The organism is Butyricimonas sp. RTP31003st1_G1_RTP31003_210430, from assembly GCF_040920905.1.
GTDB lineage: Bacteria > Bacteroidota > Bacteroidia > Bacteroidales > Marinifilaceae > Butyricimonas > Butyricimonas paravirosa.
Genome location: NZ_JBCOSQ010000035.1, coordinates 15,695 through 34,631, shown reverse-complemented (window position 1 = coordinate 34,631; position 18,937 = coordinate 15,695). Strand labels below are relative to the sequence as shown.

The following is an 18,937-nucleotide window of genomic DNA, read 5'->3' as shown; positions in this document are numbered from 1 at the left end:
CATCAAGGGTATTCGTTTGTTGATAAGAAACCACCGGGAAATGTATGTCAGGTCAATTTGCCTGATGTTTCAGAAGATTTACCGGGCAGCAAACGGGATTATCCGGGTGAAGATCATCACGGCGATGGAGTTGTCGGACGAGACGATGGATAAGATCAAAGAGTTCGTGCGGCGTCATACTGATAAGACAATAGAGTTTGTCCATAAGGTTGATCCCTCGATTATCGGAGGTTTTATATTACAGATCGGGTCCCGACAACTAGATGCCTCGCTGATGAAAGAGCTGAAGGAGATGAGTCTCCAGTTTGGATTTTTAGATTATAAATGAATCCTTCGGGAGGATGGCAAGAGGAAGGTGTTAGCCTTGTGAGGTCGAAGTTTAAAATCTAAAATCATTAAATCTAAAATTATTTAGGGTTATGTTGAAAGCGAATGAAATATCAGATATTTTAGAAATGCAACTCAAGGAGGTCGATACGAAGATGGCTTTCGAAGAGGTGGGAACCGTGATGGAGGTTGGTGACGGGGTGGCCCACGTGTTCGGGCTGGATAATGTGCAGGCTAACGAGTTGCTGGAATTTGAGAACGGGGTTCGTGGAGTTGCCATGAACTTGGAGGAAGATAATGTGGGAGTGATTCTGATGAATGCCGGTGATCGGGTGAAGGAAAATTACACGGTGAAACGTACGGGAAGTATTGCCTCCGTAAAGGTGGGAGAGGGATTGCTCGGACGGGTTGTCAACACGCTGGGTGAACCTATCGATGGAGCCGGACCCGTTGAAGGGGAATTGATACAGTTACCGTTGGAACGTAAGGCTCCGGGGGTAATCTATCGTCAGCCGGTGAAAGAACCGTTACAGACAGGGATCAAGGCGATTGATTCCATGGTGCCGATCGGACGGGGACAGCGTGAGCTGATCATCGGAGACCGCCAGACCGGAAAGACATCTATTGCTGTGGATACGATCTTGAACCAGAAAAGAAATTTCGATAACGGTGATCCGATTTATTGTATTTACGTGGCTATCGGTCAGAAAGCATCATCTGTAGCTATGTTGGTGAACACGTTGCAGGAGAGAGGTGCGATGCAGTACACGGTCGTTGTTGCGGCAAACGCATCCGATTCGGCAGCTATGCGTTACTATGCGCCTTTTGCGGGAGCGACGATCGGAGAGTATTTCCGGGACAGTGGTCGTCACGCATTAGTTGTGTATGATGACCTTTCCAAACAAGCTGTCGCTTATCGTGAGATTTCTTTGATTTTGCGTCGTCCTTCTGGGCGTGAGGCTTATCCGGGAGATATATTCTATTTACATTCTCGTTTGTTGGAACGGGCAGCGCGAATTATATCCAGTGATGAGATGGCACAGACGATGAATGATTTGCCGGATGTGTTGAAACCCACTGCCAAAGGAGGTGGTTCATTAACCGCATTGCCGATTATCGAGACTCAGGCAGGAGACGTGTCGGCGTATATTCCGACCAACGTTATTTCTATCACGGACGGGCAGATTTTCCTTGAGGCCGGATTGTTCAACGAAGGGGTACGTCCTGCGATTAACGTAGGTATCTCTGTATCTCGTGTCGGTGGTAATGCCCAAGTGAAAGCTATGAAGAAGATTGCCGGAACATTGAAGATCGATCAGGCCCAGTACCGGGAATTGGAGGCCTTCTCTAAGTTTGGAGGAGACATGGATTCTGTGACGGAGATGGTGATCGATAAAGGGCGTAAGAACGCTCAGTTATTGATTCAGCCCCAGCATGCACCGATGCCCGTGGAGGAAGAGATTGCCGTGATTTATTGCGGTACACAAGGGTTGTTGCGTAACGTGGAGTTGAAACATATAGCCGAGTTTGAGAAGATGTTCTTGGAGATATTGCGATCCAAATACCAAAAAGAGATTTTGGAGCCATTGCGGGAGGGGGTTCTGGATGAAAATGTATCTAAATTATTAGAAGAAGTAGCCACGGAAGTGGGGCAGACTTTTAATTAGTTCATAAAGTAAAAATTATGGCATCAACACGTGAATTGAAAGGAAGGATAAGTTCGGTACATTCTTCTCAAAAGATAACCGGAGCCATGAAGATGATCTCTTCTGCCCGGTTGAGGAAGTCTGAGAATGCATTGAATCATGCCCGTCCTTACATGGAACAGTTGCAAAATATACTGGATCATATTGCAAGTGAAATTAATGATTATCAGTCTCCGTTGAGTCAGGATCGTCCGGTTCAACGGGTCGCAATTGTTATTTTTGCTGCCAATGAAGGTTTATGTGGCGCTTTTAACCTGCTATTATACAAGAAATTATTGGAGACATTAAAAGAGTATGATGGTAAGGTTAAATCGCCTATTTCCGTTTATCCCGTGGGGAGAAAGCTCGTGAACGATATAAAACGGACAAGGGGGGTGGAGGTTATGCCGATCCCCGATCTTTTCGAAAAAAAACAATATGCAGAAGGAGCAACGGCATTGGCAGATGAATTAATTCGTCGTTTTTTAGAGAAGGATGTGGATCGGGTCGAAGTTATTTATGCTCATTATAAGAGTATGGGAACACAGATCATTAGTCGGGAGCAGTTACTTCCGTGGGTACCTCAGGAAACGAAAGCTCTTTCGGATAAAGAACGAAATAAAGTATATATTTACGAGCCGGATTGCGAAGAGATATTGGAGACGATTTATCCGTTGGTTATCCATTCCACGATGTATCGGTACTTACTGGAAAATCAGACTTCTGAACAGGCCTCTCGTATCTTGTCTATGCAAATGGCAAATGATAATGCTATTAAGTTGTTGAAAAACTTGCAATTGGAATACAATAAGTTGAGACAACAGAATATTACGGCCGAGTTGATGGACATTGTGGGTGGGTCGATAGAGTGATTTATGATATAATAGTTTAATTTATGGGTATAACGCTGATTATTTTAGCATTATCTGCTTTCTTTTTTGTAAATGGAAAAATTCGGTCTGATGTAGTTGCGCTTTGTGCGTTGGTACTTTTGATACTATGTGGTATATTAACCCCGGAGGAGGCGCTTTCTGGTTTTTCTAATTCCATCGTGATTATGATGGTGGGGTTGTTCGTGGTGGGAGGTGCCATATTTCAAACCGGATTGGCTAAAATGATCAGTAGTAAAATACTTCAATTGGCAGGTAAGAGCGAGTTGAAGCTTTTTATTTTAATCATGTTGGTTACTTCTGCCATCGGTGCGTTTGTGAGTAACACGGGAACCGTGGCTCTGATGTTACCGATTGTGGTCAGTATGGCGGTTAGTGCGAATGTTAGTCCTAGCCGATTTTTGATGCCTTTGGCATTTGCGAGCAGTATGGGTGGAATGGCGACGCTGATAGGTACTCCGCCTAACCTTGTGATTCAAAATACTTTGTTAGAGGGTGGATTTGAGGGGTTGTCATTTTTTTCGTTTACTCCGGTTGGAATTATTTGCGTGTTGATTGGAATTGTTGTGTTGATACCTTTAAGTCGGATATTTCTGGTTAAGAAGGGCGAGAAGAAGACGGAGAAAAAAGCACGGAAAAAATCATTAAAAGATTTGGCCTATGAATACCAGATTGCTCAGAATCTGTTCCGGGTAGGAGTGAAATCGGACTCTATATTTCGAGGAAAGACATTGGCCGAATTGAATATAACCGGGAAATATAACGTCACGATTTTGGAAATCCGGCGAGAATCAAAGTCTCAGAATCCTTTTATGAAGACGATCGATCAAGAGCTGGCAGGCCCGAATACTTCCTTGCAGACAGGTGACGTGTTGTATGTTTTGGGTGCTTTTGCTCAAATCGAATTATTGACGAAAGATAATAATTTAGATTTATTGGATACACATACGGCGGAAGTTTCGGAAGAAAAAGTTCCCCGGGATATGGTGTTCGGGGAGATCGGTATTGCCGAGGTTTTATTGATGCCGAATTCTCAATTGATCAATCGAGCTGTAAAAGATTCTGGTTTTCGGGAAAAATACAATATTAACATATTGGGAATCCAGCGGGGAGGAAAGTATCTTTTACAGGATTTGAAGGATGAAAAGATGCATTCGGGGGATGCTTTGTTGGTACAGGGGACATGGAAAGATATTGCCCGGTTGAATGAAATGCAATCGGAATGGGTTGTTGTCGGTCAACCACTGGCAGAGGCTGCAAAAGTGACATTGGATCACAAAGCCCCGATTGCGGCAACGATTATGATCCTAATGATTATTGCGATGGTTTTCGATTCCATTCCAGTGGCTCCCGTGGCTGCCGTGATTGTTGCTGCTTTATTGATGGTATTGACCGGATGTTTGCGTAACGTGGAAGATGCCTACAAAACGATTAATTGGGAAAGTATCGTGTTGATTGCAGCCATGTTGCCAATGTCGTTAGCATTGGAGAAAACGGGGGCATCAGCTATGATTTCATCCGGTTTGGTCAGTTATTTGGGTGATTTCGGGCCTATTATCCTATTGGCGGGGATTTACTTTACAACTTCGTTGTTAACCATGTTTATCAGTAATACGGCGACAGCAGTCCTTTTAGCTCCGATAGCCTTGAAAGCTGCACTAGATATTGGAGTAAGTCCTTATCCATTCCTATTTGCTGTGACAGTAGCAGCAAGTATGTGTTTTGCATCTCCCTTCTCGACACCGCCTAATGCCCTGGTGATGTCTGCCGGGAAGTACACGTTTATGGATTACGTGAAGGTTGGTTTACCTTTGCAGGTGATTATGGGTATCGTGATGGTTGTTGTGTTGCCTTTATTGTTTCCGTTTTAATGGATCTTCGCAATTGAGGATAATGGTGAAACGGCTGCCTTTACCGGGTTCGGACCAAAGATGAATATGCCCACCAAGTTTTTCAATAATCACTTGGCAAATAGATAATCCTAAACCGGTACCTTGTGCAAATTCATCTTGCTTGTAAAAACGGCTGAATATCATTTTTTGTTCGGCTTGAGGGATGCCTTTCCCACTATCTTCCACGAATATATGAACTTGTTGTTCTTTCGGTAAATAATGGTAACCTAGTTTGATATACCCGCAGGGGGTGAATTTACTGGCATTGTTTAAGAAATTCGTGAGAACTTGAGTTAAACGATTTTTATCCACGTATATCTCCAAATCTTCTTCTGCCGTTTCTTTTAGGAATTGTAAATGAGAGGGGAGGATTACCCGATGTGTGTTGTAGACCTCATCTATTAAAGTATTCACGGAATAGTTTTGGTATTCGAAGGACATATATCCGGATTCGATTCGGGAAATTTCTAATATATCGTTAATGAGTTTGAGAAGTAACTCGCTATTTGTGTTAATCGTGTTGATGTATGTTGTCCTCTCTTCTTCCTGGATTTCCGAATCTGATGCCAAAATATTGGAAAAACCCACAATCGCATTAAGAGGTGTGCGTATTTCGTGGCTCATGTTTGCTAGAAAGGATTGCTTTAATTCTGCATTTTCTGCCAATTCTCGGGCTTCTATTAATTCTTGTTCTCGTTTTTTATGTTCATTGATATTCAATATTAATCCGGTGGTTCTTTGTTGACCGGAGACGCTTTCCATTGTACTACTACGAAGTTCCCACCATTGATAACCGTCTCCGGTGAAATCGCATAGAAGTTCTATTGCATGAGTACCTTGTATGAAGATTTCTTGCCAGTGATGTTTGAATGTTTCACGATAATCCGGGTGAATAAAGTTTGTAAATTTTTCTACCGATAGAGGTATATTTTTCATGTTAATGGATTTCCAGAAAGAATTCTTGAATTGCAGGCAGTCGTTTTGAAATCTCCATGCAAATGTGTTACCGCTTTCGATGGCTAATGCCAAAGATTCTCTTTCTTCTTCTAAGGCATAGAATGTCTGACGGCGCATATTCATTTCATGTATGTATAGATAGGTCAACCAGCTAAATAGAGTGACTAGAATCGTGATTATACTGATGATGATCGAGTACCAGGCTACGGGATAATGTTCCTTGAATGGTAGATTGATCATTTGATATTTGGCAGGAATTTCTGTTTGTTTAATTCCTAGTTTTTTCATGACTTGCCAATCTACGACATAATCTTTGGCACTTTCCCGGATAGGTAAGTCTTGCGGTTTTATGCCGTTTAGTATTTTAGCTGCAAGGTCAACTTCTTCTTTCACTTGTGTTGGTAACGTGGTCATGTATCCGGCCCTAAAGTCAAACCCACACCCGAACATTTCGTAGATGGCTGAATATCGGTTTGTCATGTGAAAATTTGCAAGAGTGACAGTTGTAAAATCATATTTTAATTGCAGGTAGGGCATTTGAACATTGTATTTGCTTATTCCCCACAGAAATTTAAGAGAGAGTTGGGGAATTTGAACAGAATCTTTGTCGTAGAGATGGTTATTTCTGGCTGAAAGAATATGTAAAAAAAGTTTATCCTTGAATTTGGTTTCATAATCGGTTTGAGGTATCTGCTCGTCAATATTAGAGATGATAGGGGAGTCCGTATTAAGATGTTTTTTTATATCTTCCCGGATTTTTTTGTCGATGAAGGTATAATCGAGTATAGTGAAAGACTTTTTCTTATCATCCAGCTCTTCCATTACTTCCAAGTTCTTTATTATGTCGATCTTGTCATGAAGTCCTGTTACATTGGGATACTTTTGGATAAGGTCCCAGTTGGGATAATTTACACCGGCAAAAACGATAGGGGTACTTTTGGCTAATTTATGTTCGGTTTTAAGTAGCGAGTAGGTTGCTTGATCTTCATTAACTAAAATAATATCCGGGTGCCAGTTGGAGATCGAATTCAGAAAAAGGTTTATTCTATCAATTTCTTCTTGTTCCCGGTATTTTTCACAATCCAGATAGAAAGTTTTAATATCTGTTTTTATACCTTTCTGTTTGAAGTTTTTAGTAATCAATTCATTGTATTCGGAATACTGAAAAAAATTTTCCTCGTACGAGTGGATAACGAGAATCCTTTTCTCCGGTTTACCACATCCGAAGAAAAGGAGTGAAAGAAATAATATAATTTTGAATTGAATACTCATAACCATTAGTTAAAAATGTAACGAATTCCAATTTGTAATTGCCAACAATTTTCCGATGAACGATTGGTTTCAAAGGTTTTGTTTGGCAAAATATCTTGTCCGTCTTTTTTTATCGGACACATGGTGTAAACAGGTTCTCCCGTTTCATTCACCTCTTTTAGTTCGAGTAATTTGCCGTTATTACACGCGGAGATCGTTTGTGTTACTCCCCATGAATTATGAAGTAAATTACCCAGGTTCATAATATCAACAGAAAATTGAATGGTATTTACGTGTTGACCCGTTTGTATTTTGAAATCTTGAACTACACGTAAATTGAACCGATCATACCAGGGAAGATTGGCCGCATACGCTTCAGCATATTCCCCTTTATGTTTTTTCAAATAGGGGTCTTGATTAATGAATGTCCAAAAGGCTTCTTTCTGCTCTTCTGCCGTGAACGTGATTTCTCCGGTTTGTCGGTCTGCAAAGTGTAACTCTTCTTTTGTGCGCGGAATATAAATCAGGTCGTATTCGATTCCGTCGTTATTCATGTCTCCATCATACAAGTACGAATAATTACCGGCGTATTCTCCCGTGTAGGAAAGAGATAATGAGGTACTGAAGAGACGGGCGTATTGTCTCGTGTAACTGAATTGTGCGATAACCCGATGAGGGGTTTGTAAATATTGAGCTGTATGTAATTTTTGATAATTAGGGCCCATCACGGATGGTTCTTGTGTCCAAGCGTTGTCGACTTGATTACTTTTATTACTCGTTATTGTTTTTGATTTACTGTAAGTGTAAGCAGCCATGAACTCAACATCTTTCCAGGGGTGAGCGTTTAATGTGATATTGAAATTAGCGCTGTATCCTTTCCCGCTATTCCTCATTAGAATTGCGTTCGTAATGTCTTCATGGTAGCGTTTTTCGGTATCTCCCGGGTAATGGTAGCGATTGTCCGGACCAATAAAACGAGTCATTCTAGGATCATCCGCATGAATTGTATTCACGTCCTGTTGCATGATGGCATGAATATCTTTTATAAAAGTTCCTTCTAGTGTGAGTAGAGAAGGGAATGGTAAGGGAAGTTGGTAATCTACCGCTAATGAACTTTTCCAAACTTGTGGCATCTTAAAATGGCGGTCTATTGTTGTAATGCTGTTTACGGCACCGGGTTCTGTTGGGAAACGATCCGGAAACAGAGGGGCAATATCTTGTAATATTTTTTCTCGGGTGCGTATCCCTCCGGCTAAAGCTGCCAACAATGGATCTCCGTTTTTTTGAGTAGATACGGTGTTTTTTAACATACCGCTGCCTTCTTGCATTTTAGAAAGAAATATCATGGGGAAGCGTCCGGAGAAAATACCTGAACCTCCCCGGAGAATTATAATATTGTTCCCTGACAGATCGTAAGTAAAACCAATCCGGGGGGAGAAGAGGGGAAAAGATTCGGGCCAGTAGGCCGTACTTAATTTGGTATCATAAAAAGTATATTCCGCGATAGAAGGATTTTCGTAACGTTTGTTTGCGTATATGGGAATGTCCACGCGAATCCCGTATGTGAATTTCAGATTTTGGGTGATTTGATAATCATCTTGCGCGTAGATGGAAAATTGTCGGTAGTTTACTTTAGCCGGGGCTCGTTTGTCTTTGGAAAGGGAATAGCCGAGAGCGAACGCAACCGGTGCGGCTTTATTTATAAAATCTTCGTAACTTGCGTAACGATAATAACCAGCCCCGTAACGTAAATAACAATTTGAGAGGTTTTGGGATTCAAAACTCATTCCCGTTGTGAAATTATGCCGTCCCATTTGAAATGAAAGGTTGTCTGTAATTGCCCAGACTCTTTCAGTAATCCCATTGTTCCACGCGTGTTGTTCATAACCGGCATTCATGAAAGCTCTATTGGTACCTGAATCATCCGGTTTCATAATGTCAATTGTGGGGAAATCTCCTTTACATTTCCGGTTGTTTCCATTGTTGAACGTGAAACTCACGAGAATTTGGTTTGTTATGTTTTTTGATAAATAACTGAATAATTCTGCTGTGAGAGAATGTACGTCGTTCATGTCTTGCCACATGGAATTCCGGAAACTCATGGAATAACGACTTACAGGGGTTCCTTTAATGCCAAGAGCTGCGCCTACGAGATTGTTGTCTTTCTTTTGTGTCGTGTAATTATATCTAATCATGAATTTCTGGTGATCATTTATATTCCAGTCCGCGCGCATCAAGAGACGACAGGTAGTTGTTTGGCCGTTAAAATTGGTCCATGATCCCGTGTTGTACTCGTACATTTCCCTTAAATCATTGGAAAAACGCTCCATGTCTTTTGAGGTTACTCTGGAGATATTATTTACCGGATCTTCCTGTCCATCCGTGGAAAGTTTCCATTTATGAATAGGAAAGGGGGAATATTCATACTCCCCGTTGATAAAAAAGAAGATTTTATTTTTTATTACAGGTCCTCCTAATGTAAATCCATATATATCACGAGCTTCTTTTTCACGTTCTCCCAAATGGTGACCATCTACGTTATTACCTCTTAGATGTTCGTTTTTTATATATGTGTATAACGATCCTTTCAGATCATTTGTCCCACTTTTGGTAACGATATTAATAGCGGCACCGATAAAATTAGTTTGCCGAATATCATAAGTCGCTATATTGATCATGGTTTCCTCAACGGCATCAATCGAGATCGGACTACCTCCCCCGGGTAGAACTTTTCCGTCCAGTCCCATGTTGTAATTAAAATTTGCCCCGTCTACACTGAAGTTGTTCATGCGTTGATCTCGTCCTCCGAAACCATTTCCATTGGAGTAAGGGGTGAGTTTCAGTATGTCGGTGAGCGACCGGGTGACATTGGGGAGTAACTTTATCTGGGCGGAACCGACATGAGTACTTGCTCCCGTTTTTCCGTTGGAATATTTTGATATAGTACTTTTTACAACGACTTCTTCCAGGTCTGTCGAGGGAATTAACACGGTGTTATATGTGTACGGGACCGCGAGTTGAAGATAAATTCCTTTGCCCGTGGAAGGACGAAATCCCACGTAAGAGATGTCTATTTGGTAAGGCCCTCCCGTTCTCATTCCTTGTAATTGATAATAGCCCTGCTGGTTGGTGATCGTGCTGTAACGGGAACCCGAAAGCAAGTGGGTGGCGATTACCGTGGCTTCGGGTAAAGAGTTTTTGCCGTCGGAAACATACCCGTTCATTGATGACGTTGTGATTTGGGCTTGAGTCGTGGAAAGGTATGCCATGAAAACGAGGCATATTGTTGCAATTTTCTTGATCCTTTTATATGTTATACTTACTTGTTGCACGAATAAAACTATATAGTGCAAATATCGTACTATTTTATTTGTCTGCAAAATAGTACGATAAATATATTTAATAAATTTAAGAGTCTGTTTAAATTTTGTTGAATAAAATCTTTTCGTTGCTTGATTACCTCTAGGTCATGCCAATGTTCCTTTGGTGTTCCTATATGTCTTCGTCTCGATTCGTGCCGCATTCAAATGTATTTCTTCCGGCGATCACTCGCAAGTGACACGGAGAAAGCACGGAGAAAGCACGGAGAAGATCTAGCCAAACAATAGAGTAACAGGGTATTAGATAAGTATTAAAGCACTTGTTGTTATTAACTTTCTTATATTGAGATAGTTGATCTTAAAAAAGACGTATAGGCTCGAAAATCCCACTTCCTGCAAGGTCGTTAGATAAATCTTATTCATGGTCATTTAATTTTTTATCTTATCAATGCGAAATTTAAACAGGCTTTAGATATGCGTATGAATCTTCTTTTCTGTTACAAAAAATTTGCTACCCTATTAAATATCCCGGTAAAAGATTGATAAAGCATTTCAGGTGTGGCTCCCGTGTTGGTGGGAAATGGATTTTGATGGGAATACTCGTACGGAAAATCTAATTCTTCCAATATAGTATCAACACATTTGGGGCCTAGAGCCTCAATAACTCCTTGTGTTGGCATTACCGTATCTTTTTTGAGCGTGACAATCCGTAGACGGTCTTGAATTCGCTCGAAAAATGATTCCCGGTAATTCTTCATTACCTCGGGACGTATCATCGCTTTAAATGCTTTTTCCATGAAATCCTCTTCATACAAAACGGGGAGCATTCGCTGTTCATCATTTTTTGTTAGAAAATCATTCAGAAAATAATTCTTAACTCTTCGATACGCCTCTCGATCCATAATATCCCGGGCACTTCCGTCCATTTGGCTGAATATGGAGCCTCCACAGAAGAGGAATAGTTTACTGTCATCCAATAGATGTTCCGGGTTAGCAAGCATCAGAATCTGTGATAGGAACGCTCCGATGGAATAGGCGAAAATGTTTATGGATGAATCTTTTTCAAATAGGGGGTGTTGGCCGGTTTTTATTTCCCGGAATAACTGCCATAAATTGAACATGGACTCTTTTCCGGATATGTAAAAACGCAAAGGGGTGTCCGAGAGGCGATAACTTAATGCCACGTTGACAAACGTGGAATTATCCAGATGTTCCACTTCTTGCTTACGACGAGCCACCCAAGGCATAAGGGCTCTTGGATTATACCAGTTACCGGGAGTACGGTTCATGTGGAAAGCTATCGGAAACAAAATAACCGCTTTACCCGTGGCTAAGGATAAATATTCTGCCCAGGTGAGGTATTTGTCCCAGTTACGTTCGTTCAGCCCGTGTAATAACAGGATTGCCTGGTTCGTTTTTCGTGATCCTTTAGGCGTGAATATGGTATACGAAAAACTCTTGTTCTCCTGAATATTATTGTCCGGGATAGAACAAAATTCACTTGTCGGGATCAATTGCTGAAATTGTTCTATTTCATTTACTCCCATGTTCTGGATAAAATGATAAGGACGAATTTCCAGTGGTTGGTCTTCTAGGATAACTTTCTTGTCATAAGAAAAAATAGCCTTTAATTGTTTTGTTCTAGTTGAGATTTCCATAGCTCTTGCGATTAATTTTAATACAAACAAACACCACAATTCTTTGTTTTCAAAATTAATGGTGTGTACCTGGATCTAAAGGGACAAAATCTCATATTTAGGGATGAAATTTGCTCTTTAGGGGTGAAATTTTTTACGGGAAAAATGTATCTTTGTTTGAAATTTATAAAAATTAGAGAGAGATGAACGTGTTGACCCGAAAAATACCAGCTTACTATTACGATAAATCAAATTTAATACGCTTGGTATTATTCACTGCTTTTTTTGATCTGATTTTTATCAATATCTACAAGCCTTTCAGTTCTCTGACGTGGTATCCGGTATCGGAATTTAAGTTTTTCATTTTTTCGAGTCTGGTCATTCTTACCGGAGTACTTGCCGTGGCGATCAGTCGTGTGATCATGTATTTTTACACGAAGAAACATACCCTTAATTATTTAGAGTATGGCATTTGGATCGTGTTGGAAATTTTCTTTCTATCGACTTTCTACACGGTTTATTCTTGTTTTTTACGGCCAGAGAGGGACGTGATGGAAACTTTTTGGGAGGCCTCAGAAAACACGTCATTAATCCTTTTATTACCTTATGCGATCTTAATGCTTTATTTTTCCTGGCGGGATAAGGAACAGAAATTGCAGATGCTTGAAGAGATGAAGGGAGATACCGGGGGGACGAGTGTTATTTCTTTTCGGGATGAGAAAGGTGAATTACGTTTATCAATTAAACATTCGAATTTGCTTTATATCGAGTCTGCGGATAATTACGTGCAGATTTGGTATTTGAATAAAGGCGTGGTGACAAAATTCATGTTACGTAATACTTTGAAGGCGATGGAAGAGACATTTGAAGGGACGAATGTATTGAGGTGCCATCGTTCCTATATGGTGAATTTCGAGCATGTTAAAGTGATTCGTCGGGAGAAAGATGGGGTCTATTTAGAATTTGGGGTTGAGAAAGTTCCCGATATTCCGATTTCAAAGACTTACAGTGAGAAAGTGACGCACTGGTTCATGTGTTATTCCTCCTCGAATGAGTAAATACCAGTATAGACCGCCTTGTCGGGAATTATCCGGGTATGTCCAGTATTATTGGATGCTGGATCTTGAGGATGTATGTCCATCGTGTGAGCCGCATCGTCTTACGCCGCAGGGATTCATGGAAATCGTTTTTTATTATCGGGATTCGTACAAGCTTATTCGGTCCGATGGAGAAGAATCTCATCCCCGGGTGACACTTTACGGGCAGCGAACCGAATTTATAGATATTTTACCCACGGGTAGGGTGGGGCTGATGTCGGTCGTGTTTACCCCCGTGGGGATACGGGATATTTTGCATTTGCCGCTGAATGAGCTGACAAACCGATACGTTTCTCTGGAAGAGGCGTTGGGAAAAGAGGGGAAAGATATGGAAGAACAAATGATGAATCTTGCCGGTTTTGACGAACGGGTGGATAGTTTGGAGACATTTTTGTTAGGTCGTTTGCAACGAAGAAATGAATTTGAGAATAACCGGATGCGGATGGTCATGACTCGTTTATTACAGGGTCGGGGTATGTTTAATGTGGAACAACTGGCCGGTTATGCTTGTTTGAGTAAAAAGCAATTTGAACGGGTGTTTGCGGCTTACGTGGGATTAATGCCGAAACAATACTTACGGGTGATTCGTTTTCTGTATGCCGTGGAATTTCGAAATCGAATGCCGGAGGTTGATTTGGCAACGTTGGCTTTCCATACCGGATATTACGATGCGGCTCATCTGGCGAATGAAATCAAGGCTTTAACCGGTCATACTTCGTCAACTCTTTTTCAATTGATGTGTTTTTCCGAGGATGTCGAGAGTATTGAATGGTTTCTAGGTGCATAGAAGGAAATAAAAGTTTTATCGGAACAGAGAATGTCTCTTTTTTCCAATAATTGAGGGATGATGAGGGTGTACTTTTGTTGTGTTAATCAATAAAATAAATACAACATGAAAACATTCGTAGCTTTTTTTGAGATTCCTGCTGTCAACATGGAGAGGGCTGTTCAGTTTTACGGGACAATTTTCGGAGAGAAACTGGAGATTGTCGAATACGGGGAAGAGAAGATGGCTTTTATTTCTTCTGGTAATCAGCAACCGATCGGGTGTATTTTTAGTTTAAAAGGATACCTGCCAACCTCTAACAGTATTACGATTTCATTTTACACGGAAAATATGGATGAATCTTTAGCCCTGGTGAGGAAGGCCGGGGGAAAGATTGCCACGGAACCTTGTGAAACTTGTGAGGAATCAAAAGATTATTTTGCTTACTTTTTAGATACCGAGGGAAACCGGATCGGTTTGTTTACACGAAACATTCATCCGGGAGAATAGTAATCCGGACGAGACGAACCATATCTTGCGGGTTGATTTTAAGGGGCTGTTCCCAAAAGTCATTTTTTAACTCCCTCCCCCCTTCGGGGTACTCCCTCTATAAACAGAGGGAGAGTTGAAATACTCCCTGTCTTCGGGAGAAGTCACCAGCTCCTCCTCTGTTTATAGAGGAGGTGGCACGAAGTGACGGAGGAGTTTTTTGATGATAAAATGACTTTTGGGCAGCCCATAAATGAAATCGAACGTAAGTAAGGATTTTTGCAGAAAGAATGGGACGGGTATGTTGTATGATCTCAAAATTTGCTTGGTTATTTATAAGAAATTGAGAGAGTTGGGAGATAAATCCGTATCTTTGTAGGAAAGAAGGTAAAAATGGTATTGAAAAGACGGCAGGATCATATTTCAACAGACAGCCCTTCCCGGATGAAAGCTCATAAATGGTGGAGAGTGGTGAGGCGTGTGTTCTTTTATGGTATTATTTTGCCTGTGTTCGTGTGTTGTCTGGGAATATTATTTTGTAATTATCGGATTTCCAAATACGGAGAAGGAAAAGTCTTTGGAGATACTACATTCATACCTTATAATAAAGTTGGTTTGTTGTTAGGTACTTCTCCCCGGGTGAAAGGCGGAAAAACTAATCCTTATTTCAAGAATCGTATTGATGCGGCAGAGGAGTTGTTCGAATCGGGTAAAATTAAGTATATATTGATCAGTGGAGACAACCGCCGCCATAATTATAATGAACCTCAGGCTATGAAAGATTCTTTGGTGAATAGAGGTATCCCGAAAGAATCATTGGTGCTGGATTTTGCCGGATTGCGAACGCTTGATTCTATGGTACGTTCGAAAGAGATTTTCGGACAGGATAGCGTGACGGTTATTTCTCAGCAATTTCACAATGAACGGGCGATCTATCTGGCTCGTCACTACGGGATACATGCTATCGGGTATAATGCTAAAGACGTGAGTGCTTACGAGGGACTAAAGACGCAAATACGGGAATTGTTGGCCCGGGTAAAAGTATTTGTCGATTTTTTTGTCAACAAACAACCTCGTCATTTAGGCGAAAAGATTGAAATTCCGGAATAAACTATTCAGTTTCTTGTTCGAATTTTTTTATCAGGGAGAACAAATTTTCCCGGTTTGAGGTCAATTTCCCGTGAATATCCACTCTTGGAATCTTGTCACTTTTAATTCCGATGATAAGATACTGTTCGTAGTAGGGGCGATTTGAATTCAATTCAAATTGTTGTTCAATATCCATGTATCGATTCAAATCCTGTATGGCTTTTCGGTTATCTAGTAATGGTGTAAGTTCTTGGAAAACTTGTGGATCGTAAGTGCCCATGGAATAACGTTGTGCCAGGTGAATTTTGGATAATATGCGGGTTGTCTGCCATCTGGCTGGAACCTGCTGGTAGTTGAAACAGTAGAAAGCTTCTTTTTCAACTAAATGATTGGCTGATGGAGAACTTCGGGAAGGTTGTTCCAGTACAATGAAATCTTCCCCAAGATCATCTTTCCAAGTGGTCTCTTGCGTGCAGGAACGAATGTAATACTCTTTGGTCGGAGTGTAGGCAAAAGAAAGACTGGCCTTTGTTGAAAATGGGGAATTTACTTTACGGTGTTTGGATAAAAGGACTTGTCGGAGTAATTGGTAATCCACGTAATCAAAATCCATGGACTTCAATTCATGATGGTTCCCGTCAATGGTGAAAGTCCCTTTACACGTGAGGCGTGTTCGTTGAGGATAAGCGCTACTTTTAGTCTTGAAAGCAAACCGGTAGTCAGAATTTTCTGATTCCAGGGGATAAATATCGTAATTGCGAATGTCGCTGAATAAAGGAGCGAATAATTGAATACTTCGCATAAACGTGAATATTTTACGAGTTCCGATATCAAAACGGGTTTCTTCGTCTGTAATGAATGTGGGTTTAAGCGTGTCTTGTCCATCGTTCGTGAGATTGTAACTTCTGGCAACATAGAACGGGACGATGTAGGATCGGAAATCCGTATCCCACGTGTTTCGTGATTTAACATCACCTGAAGAGAAATAATAACCGTACTCCCGGCGGTATTCTACAACATTCTCTTCACATTCGGTAATTTTTTCGTATAAGGCTTTACCAAAATATTTGCATATCGGTTCGAGGCCGGGAGCCTGTTTCTTGAGTTTTGAGGAGGCTCTTTTTAAAAGTTCTTTCATTGAGATCCCCTTTTCCACGTTCGTCTCTTCCAGTTCGTATGCCAGGGGAACAAGTACAAGGCGTTTCATGCGAAGTAAATCATTCATACTGTATTTTACGGTTTGATACCCCATGCCTTGGAATTGTAACGAATCACTAGGGTGTAGTTTGTAGGTCTTGATAACACATTCCCCTTCAATATCGGTGCTAGTCAGTAAATAATGATTTCTAGGATTGACCACATATACTCCAAATTGAGGCTCGCCTTTGGGATTGATAACCTTTAAACGTATTTCTTGTGCATCAAGCCGGTTGAAAAGCAAAACGGTAATTAGCAATAAAACTACACGAATACAGTAATTAACCTTGTTCATAACGTTTGATTTTGTAAGGGAGACCAAAGTAAGAAAGATTTTAAAAAGAAAATCACGATAGATTAGCTATCATGATTTTCCAAAGCTATTATAAAAGTAAGATAATTCAGTTATGGATTTATTTTACCCATACATTCAAAATCTCTCCGATAAACATTTTGTGCATGGCTTTACCGGCCCATTGTTTTCTTAGTTCCGGGTCAGCAATACCGTCAATGTTGATAGTTTGAGAAACCATTTTGCGGCACTCGATAATCATCCAGGCTTCCGAGAATGCCTTGCTACCGGAAGGAGTGGTGATCGGGGTTAACCCGGCCTCTTTTACCTTATTTTTGTCTTTACCGGAATTATGCCCGCAATAATTCAGAGCTTCCCGGTAAGTTTCCGTGTAGAAAGTTAATGTATAGGTGTCTCCTTTATCCATGATATCATAAGTGTAGCGAGCGGGATTGATAAAACAGAATGTCACTGGTTTGTTGTACAGGTTTCCGAGACCTCCCCAGCTTGCCGTCATCGGGTTAAACTGCTGGTCGTTTCCAGCCGTGATTAACATCCAGTCCTCGGATAACATTTTAATAATATTTCCCGGAATCTTGTCGGGAGCGATACGCTTGTAGCCTTGTAAAGCATCTCCCGGGGCGGCAGATATGGTGGCAACGGTTTGCACGGGAGCAACTTGTTGGGTCGTTGTGGTTGTCGTTGTGGCTACGGGGGCATTTTGTGCGCCTAAACTTTTTTGCGCCCCTTCGTTCAAACTTTCAACCAGATCAATGGTTTTGATTCTGAATTTTGCAATCCGGTTGATCAGTTTGGTCTGATCTTTATTCATTGCCTGCTTGTCAGTGATCCATTCTTCGGCAGCCAGACGTTCCCGGCTATCTTCCGGGTAAAGGTAGGTGATATTGGTTACTTCCACGTTGCATTTACCGGGAGTGCAAACAAAATTCATCCGGTAGTTTATTTTTGCCCGGTCCAGAGAAAAAGTCTTATCTGCGAAAACAATGTATTCGTTTCCATAGCAAGCAATTTGTCCCTCTTCCTTGTTCGAATAGGCAACCATTCCCCAATTCCCTTTATCTGTTTTGAAACGGGTATTCGCCCATGCTAGGATAGCATCGAAAATCTGGTCTTTAGAAAGATTCGGAGCATTAATTTCCTGTGAAAAAACAACTTTTCCGTTTACTTCCGGAACGGCTCCGACCATGTATTTGCTTTGATCTTCTTCCTGGGCTAATGCCAACATGGGAAAAAAGCAAAGAATGAGTAATAAATTCTTCATCATGATATTCAAATTTATGTGTGTTTTAAACTAAACTAATAAAAGATCGCACATCGGCTTTCTCGTGAAGAGTTATGCCGCACTCAAAGTTACAGAAATATTTCATACGTTCTTCGGCTTTTAACGAGAATTTGCAAATGTGGTATTGAAGTGCTTATTTTTAATTGTTTACTATACTTCATGTGAAATTTTCAGCCTTTTTTTACAGATTCGATTCTTTGGTATCGAGAGTCGTATATGTGGATTGAGACTGCAGTTGAACCAAATTCTGCCTGGCCGATGTAATGTTAATATTTTTTCTTAATTTAGCCGTCGAATACAATAAATCAAGAGACATGAATAATGAGGTGTTAGAAAGGCTAAAAGAAGAATATGGGGAGGATGACGACCTGATTCAGCTATATGAAGATTGGGGGGATACTCCCTATTTACATGAAATATACCGTATACTGGATGAACATTCATCTGATTGGGTGTTGGAACGTGAATTGGGTAGTTGGGCGGCAGAATTTATTCTGGATATTTTGCAGGAGCATGAAGAGGAATTGGAAGAGATGCCGGAGACCGAACGGGTTGCGTTATTTAAAGATGAGATTGAGGAACGATATGCTGATTTCAAAAGTTGTCATCAGTTTGCCCGGGTAAATAATCTCTCCATGGAGTACGAAGAAGACGAGGATACAGGTTGTGAGACATTGGACGAGTACATCGCAGAGAATGGGGAAGAGATCGGTTTCCCTAAATATTAATCCTCGCTGATCCGAGA

14 protein-coding genes are annotated in these 18,937 nt (G+C 41.0%); 9 read left to right on the top strand and 5 right to left on the bottom strand.

What is annotated here, in order from left to right:
- The 4 genes from atpH to AB5542_RS12010 all read left to right on the top strand — a co-directional run.
- Nucleotides 1–328: ATP synthase F1 subunit delta (gene atpH, locus AB5542_RS12025; protein WP_368243092.1), on the top strand; the 328-nt coding region annotated here is incomplete at its 5' end.
- Between the two features lie 91 nt (nt 329–419).
- Nucleotides 420–1,994: a F0F1 ATP synthase subunit alpha gene (gene atpA / locus AB5542_RS12020; protein WP_087419822.1), complete on the top strand. Its 1,575-nt coding sequence runs from the start codon at nt 420–422 to the stop codon at nt 1,992–1,994.
- Nucleotides 1,995–2,011: 17 nt separating this feature from the next.
- The gene (gene atpG, locus AB5542_RS12015) at nt 2,012–2,884 is read left to right on the top strand and encodes an ATP synthase F1 subunit gamma (protein ID WP_087419823.1); all 873 of its coding nucleotides are present in this window, start codon (nt 2,012–2,014) and stop codon (nt 2,882–2,884) included.
- A 23-nt stretch (nt 2,885–2,907) separates the two neighbouring features.
- Nucleotides 2,908–4,773: an SLC13 family permease gene (locus AB5542_RS12010; RefSeq protein ID WP_279038863.1), complete on the top strand. Its 1,866-nt coding sequence runs from the start codon at nt 2,908–2,910 to the stop codon at nt 4,771–4,773.
- Here the strand turns inward: AB5542_RS12010 and AB5542_RS12005 are convergent.
- The 3 genes from AB5542_RS12005 to AB5542_RS11995 all read right to left on the bottom strand — a co-directional run bounded on the left by AB5542_RS12005 (nt 4,756) and on the right by AB5542_RS11995 (nt 11,980).
- Nucleotides 4,756–7,023, bottom strand: a complete 2,268-nt coding sequence (locus tag AB5542_RS12005; protein ID WP_279038864.1) for a sensor histidine kinase — start codon at nt 7,021–7,023, stop codon at nt 4,756–4,758. The two genes, AB5542_RS12010 and AB5542_RS12005, sit on opposite strands and share 18 nt — an antisense overlap.
- Nucleotides 7,024–7,028: 5 nt before the next feature.
- Nucleotides 7,029–10,355 (bottom strand): TonB-dependent receptor, encoded by a 3,327-nt coding sequence (locus AB5542_RS12000; RefSeq protein WP_279038866.1) that lies wholly within the window; start codon nt 10,353–10,355, stop codon nt 7,029–7,031.
- A gap of 464 nt (nt 10,356–10,819) precedes the next feature.
- Complete coding sequence (locus AB5542_RS11995) at nt 10,820–11,980, bottom strand: DUF6051 family protein (RefSeq protein WP_087419826.1); 1,161 nt, start codon at nt 11,978–11,980, stop codon at nt 10,820–10,822.
- Nucleotides 11,981–12,162: 182 nt separating this feature from the next.
- Between AB5542_RS11995 and AB5542_RS11990 the strand changes: the two genes are divergently transcribed.
- The 4 genes from AB5542_RS11990 to AB5542_RS11975 all read left to right on the top strand — a co-directional run bounded on the left by AB5542_RS11990 (nt 12,163) and on the right by AB5542_RS11975 (nt 15,421).
- On the top strand, nt 12,163–13,017 hold the full coding sequence (locus AB5542_RS11990) for a LytR/AlgR family response regulator transcription factor (protein WP_270542737.1): 855 nt from the start codon (nt 12,163–12,165) through the stop codon (nt 13,015–13,017).
- Entirely contained in the window at nt 13,010–13,843 is an 834-nt protein-coding gene (locus tag AB5542_RS11985) for a helix-turn-helix domain-containing protein (protein WP_279038868.1), read from the top strand. The genes AB5542_RS11990 and AB5542_RS11985 overlap by 8 nt, the downstream gene beginning before the upstream one ends.
- Before the next feature lie 105 nt (nt 13,844–13,948).
- Complete coding sequence (locus tag AB5542_RS11980; protein ID WP_087419828.1) at nt 13,949–14,332, top strand: VOC family protein; 384 nt, start codon at nt 13,949–13,951, stop codon at nt 14,330–14,332.
- Between the two features lie 450 nt (nt 14,333–14,782).
- Nucleotides 14,783–15,421, top strand: coding sequence for a vancomycin high temperature exclusion protein (locus AB5542_RS11975; protein WP_370819164.1), 639 nt, complete (start codon nt 14,783–14,785; stop codon nt 15,419–15,421).
- 1 nt (nt 15,422) lies between these two features.
- Here the strand turns inward: AB5542_RS11975 and AB5542_RS11970 are convergent, their stop codons facing one another.
- The gene (locus tag AB5542_RS11970; protein WP_279038869.1) at nt 15,423–16,892 is read right to left on the bottom strand and encodes a hypothetical protein; all 1,470 of its coding nucleotides are present in this window, start codon (nt 16,890–16,892) and stop codon (nt 15,423–15,425) included.
- Between the two features lie 118 nt (nt 16,893–17,010).
- Nucleotides 17,011–18,174, bottom strand: coding sequence for a DUF4468 domain-containing protein (locus AB5542_RS11965; protein WP_279038870.1), 1,164 nt, complete (start codon nt 18,172–18,174; stop codon nt 17,011–17,013).
- Between the two features lie 332 nt (nt 18,175–18,506).
- On the opposite strand from AB5542_RS11965, the gene AB5542_RS11960 reads away from it, so the two are divergent.
- Nucleotides 18,507–18,920, top strand: coding sequence for a hypothetical protein (locus AB5542_RS11960; RefSeq protein ID WP_118305073.1), 414 nt, complete (start codon nt 18,507–18,509; stop codon nt 18,918–18,920).
- Nucleotides 18,921–18,937: the final 17 nt, after the last annotated feature.

What these genes read in the sequence shown, in the direction of transcription:
- AB5542_RS11995 (WP_087419826.1), bottom strand. Translation starts at nt 11,980, where the DNA reads ATGGAAATCTCAACTAGAACAAAACAATTAAAGGCTATTTTTTCTTAT.
- AB5542_RS11965 (WP_279038870.1), bottom strand. Translation starts at nt 18,174, where the DNA reads ATGATGAAGAATTTATTACTCATTCTTTGCTTTTTTCCCATGTTGGCA.
- AB5542_RS12010 (WP_279038863.1), top strand. Translation starts at nt 2,908, where the DNA reads ATGGGTATAACGCTGATTATTTTAGCATTATCTGCTTTCTTTTTTGTA.
- AB5542_RS11990 (WP_270542737.1), top strand. Translation starts at nt 12,163, where the DNA reads ATGAACGTGTTGACCCGAAAAATACCAGCTTACTATTACGATAAATCA.
- AB5542_RS12005 (WP_279038864.1), bottom strand. Translation starts at nt 7,023, where the DNA reads ATGAGTATTCAATTCAAAATTATATTATTTCTTTCACTCCTTTTCTTC.
- AB5542_RS11985 (WP_279038868.1), top strand. Translation starts at nt 13,010, where the DNA reads ATGAGTAAATACCAGTATAGACCGCCTTGTCGGGAATTATCCGGGTAT.
- atpA (WP_087419822.1), top strand. Translation starts at nt 420, where the DNA reads ATGTTGAAAGCGAATGAAATATCAGATATTTTAGAAATGCAACTCAAG.
- AB5542_RS11980 (WP_087419828.1), top strand. Translation starts at nt 13,949, where the DNA reads ATGAAAACATTCGTAGCTTTTTTTGAGATTCCTGCTGTCAACATGGAG.
- atpG (WP_087419823.1), top strand. Translation starts at nt 2,012, where the DNA reads ATGGCATCAACACGTGAATTGAAAGGAAGGATAAGTTCGGTACATTCT.
- AB5542_RS11960 (WP_118305073.1), top strand. Translation starts at nt 18,507, where the DNA reads ATGAATAATGAGGTGTTAGAAAGGCTAAAAGAAGAATATGGGGAGGAT.
- AB5542_RS11970 (WP_279038869.1), bottom strand. Translation starts at nt 16,892, where the DNA reads ATGAACAAGGTTAATTACTGTATTCGTGTAGTTTTATTGCTAATTACC.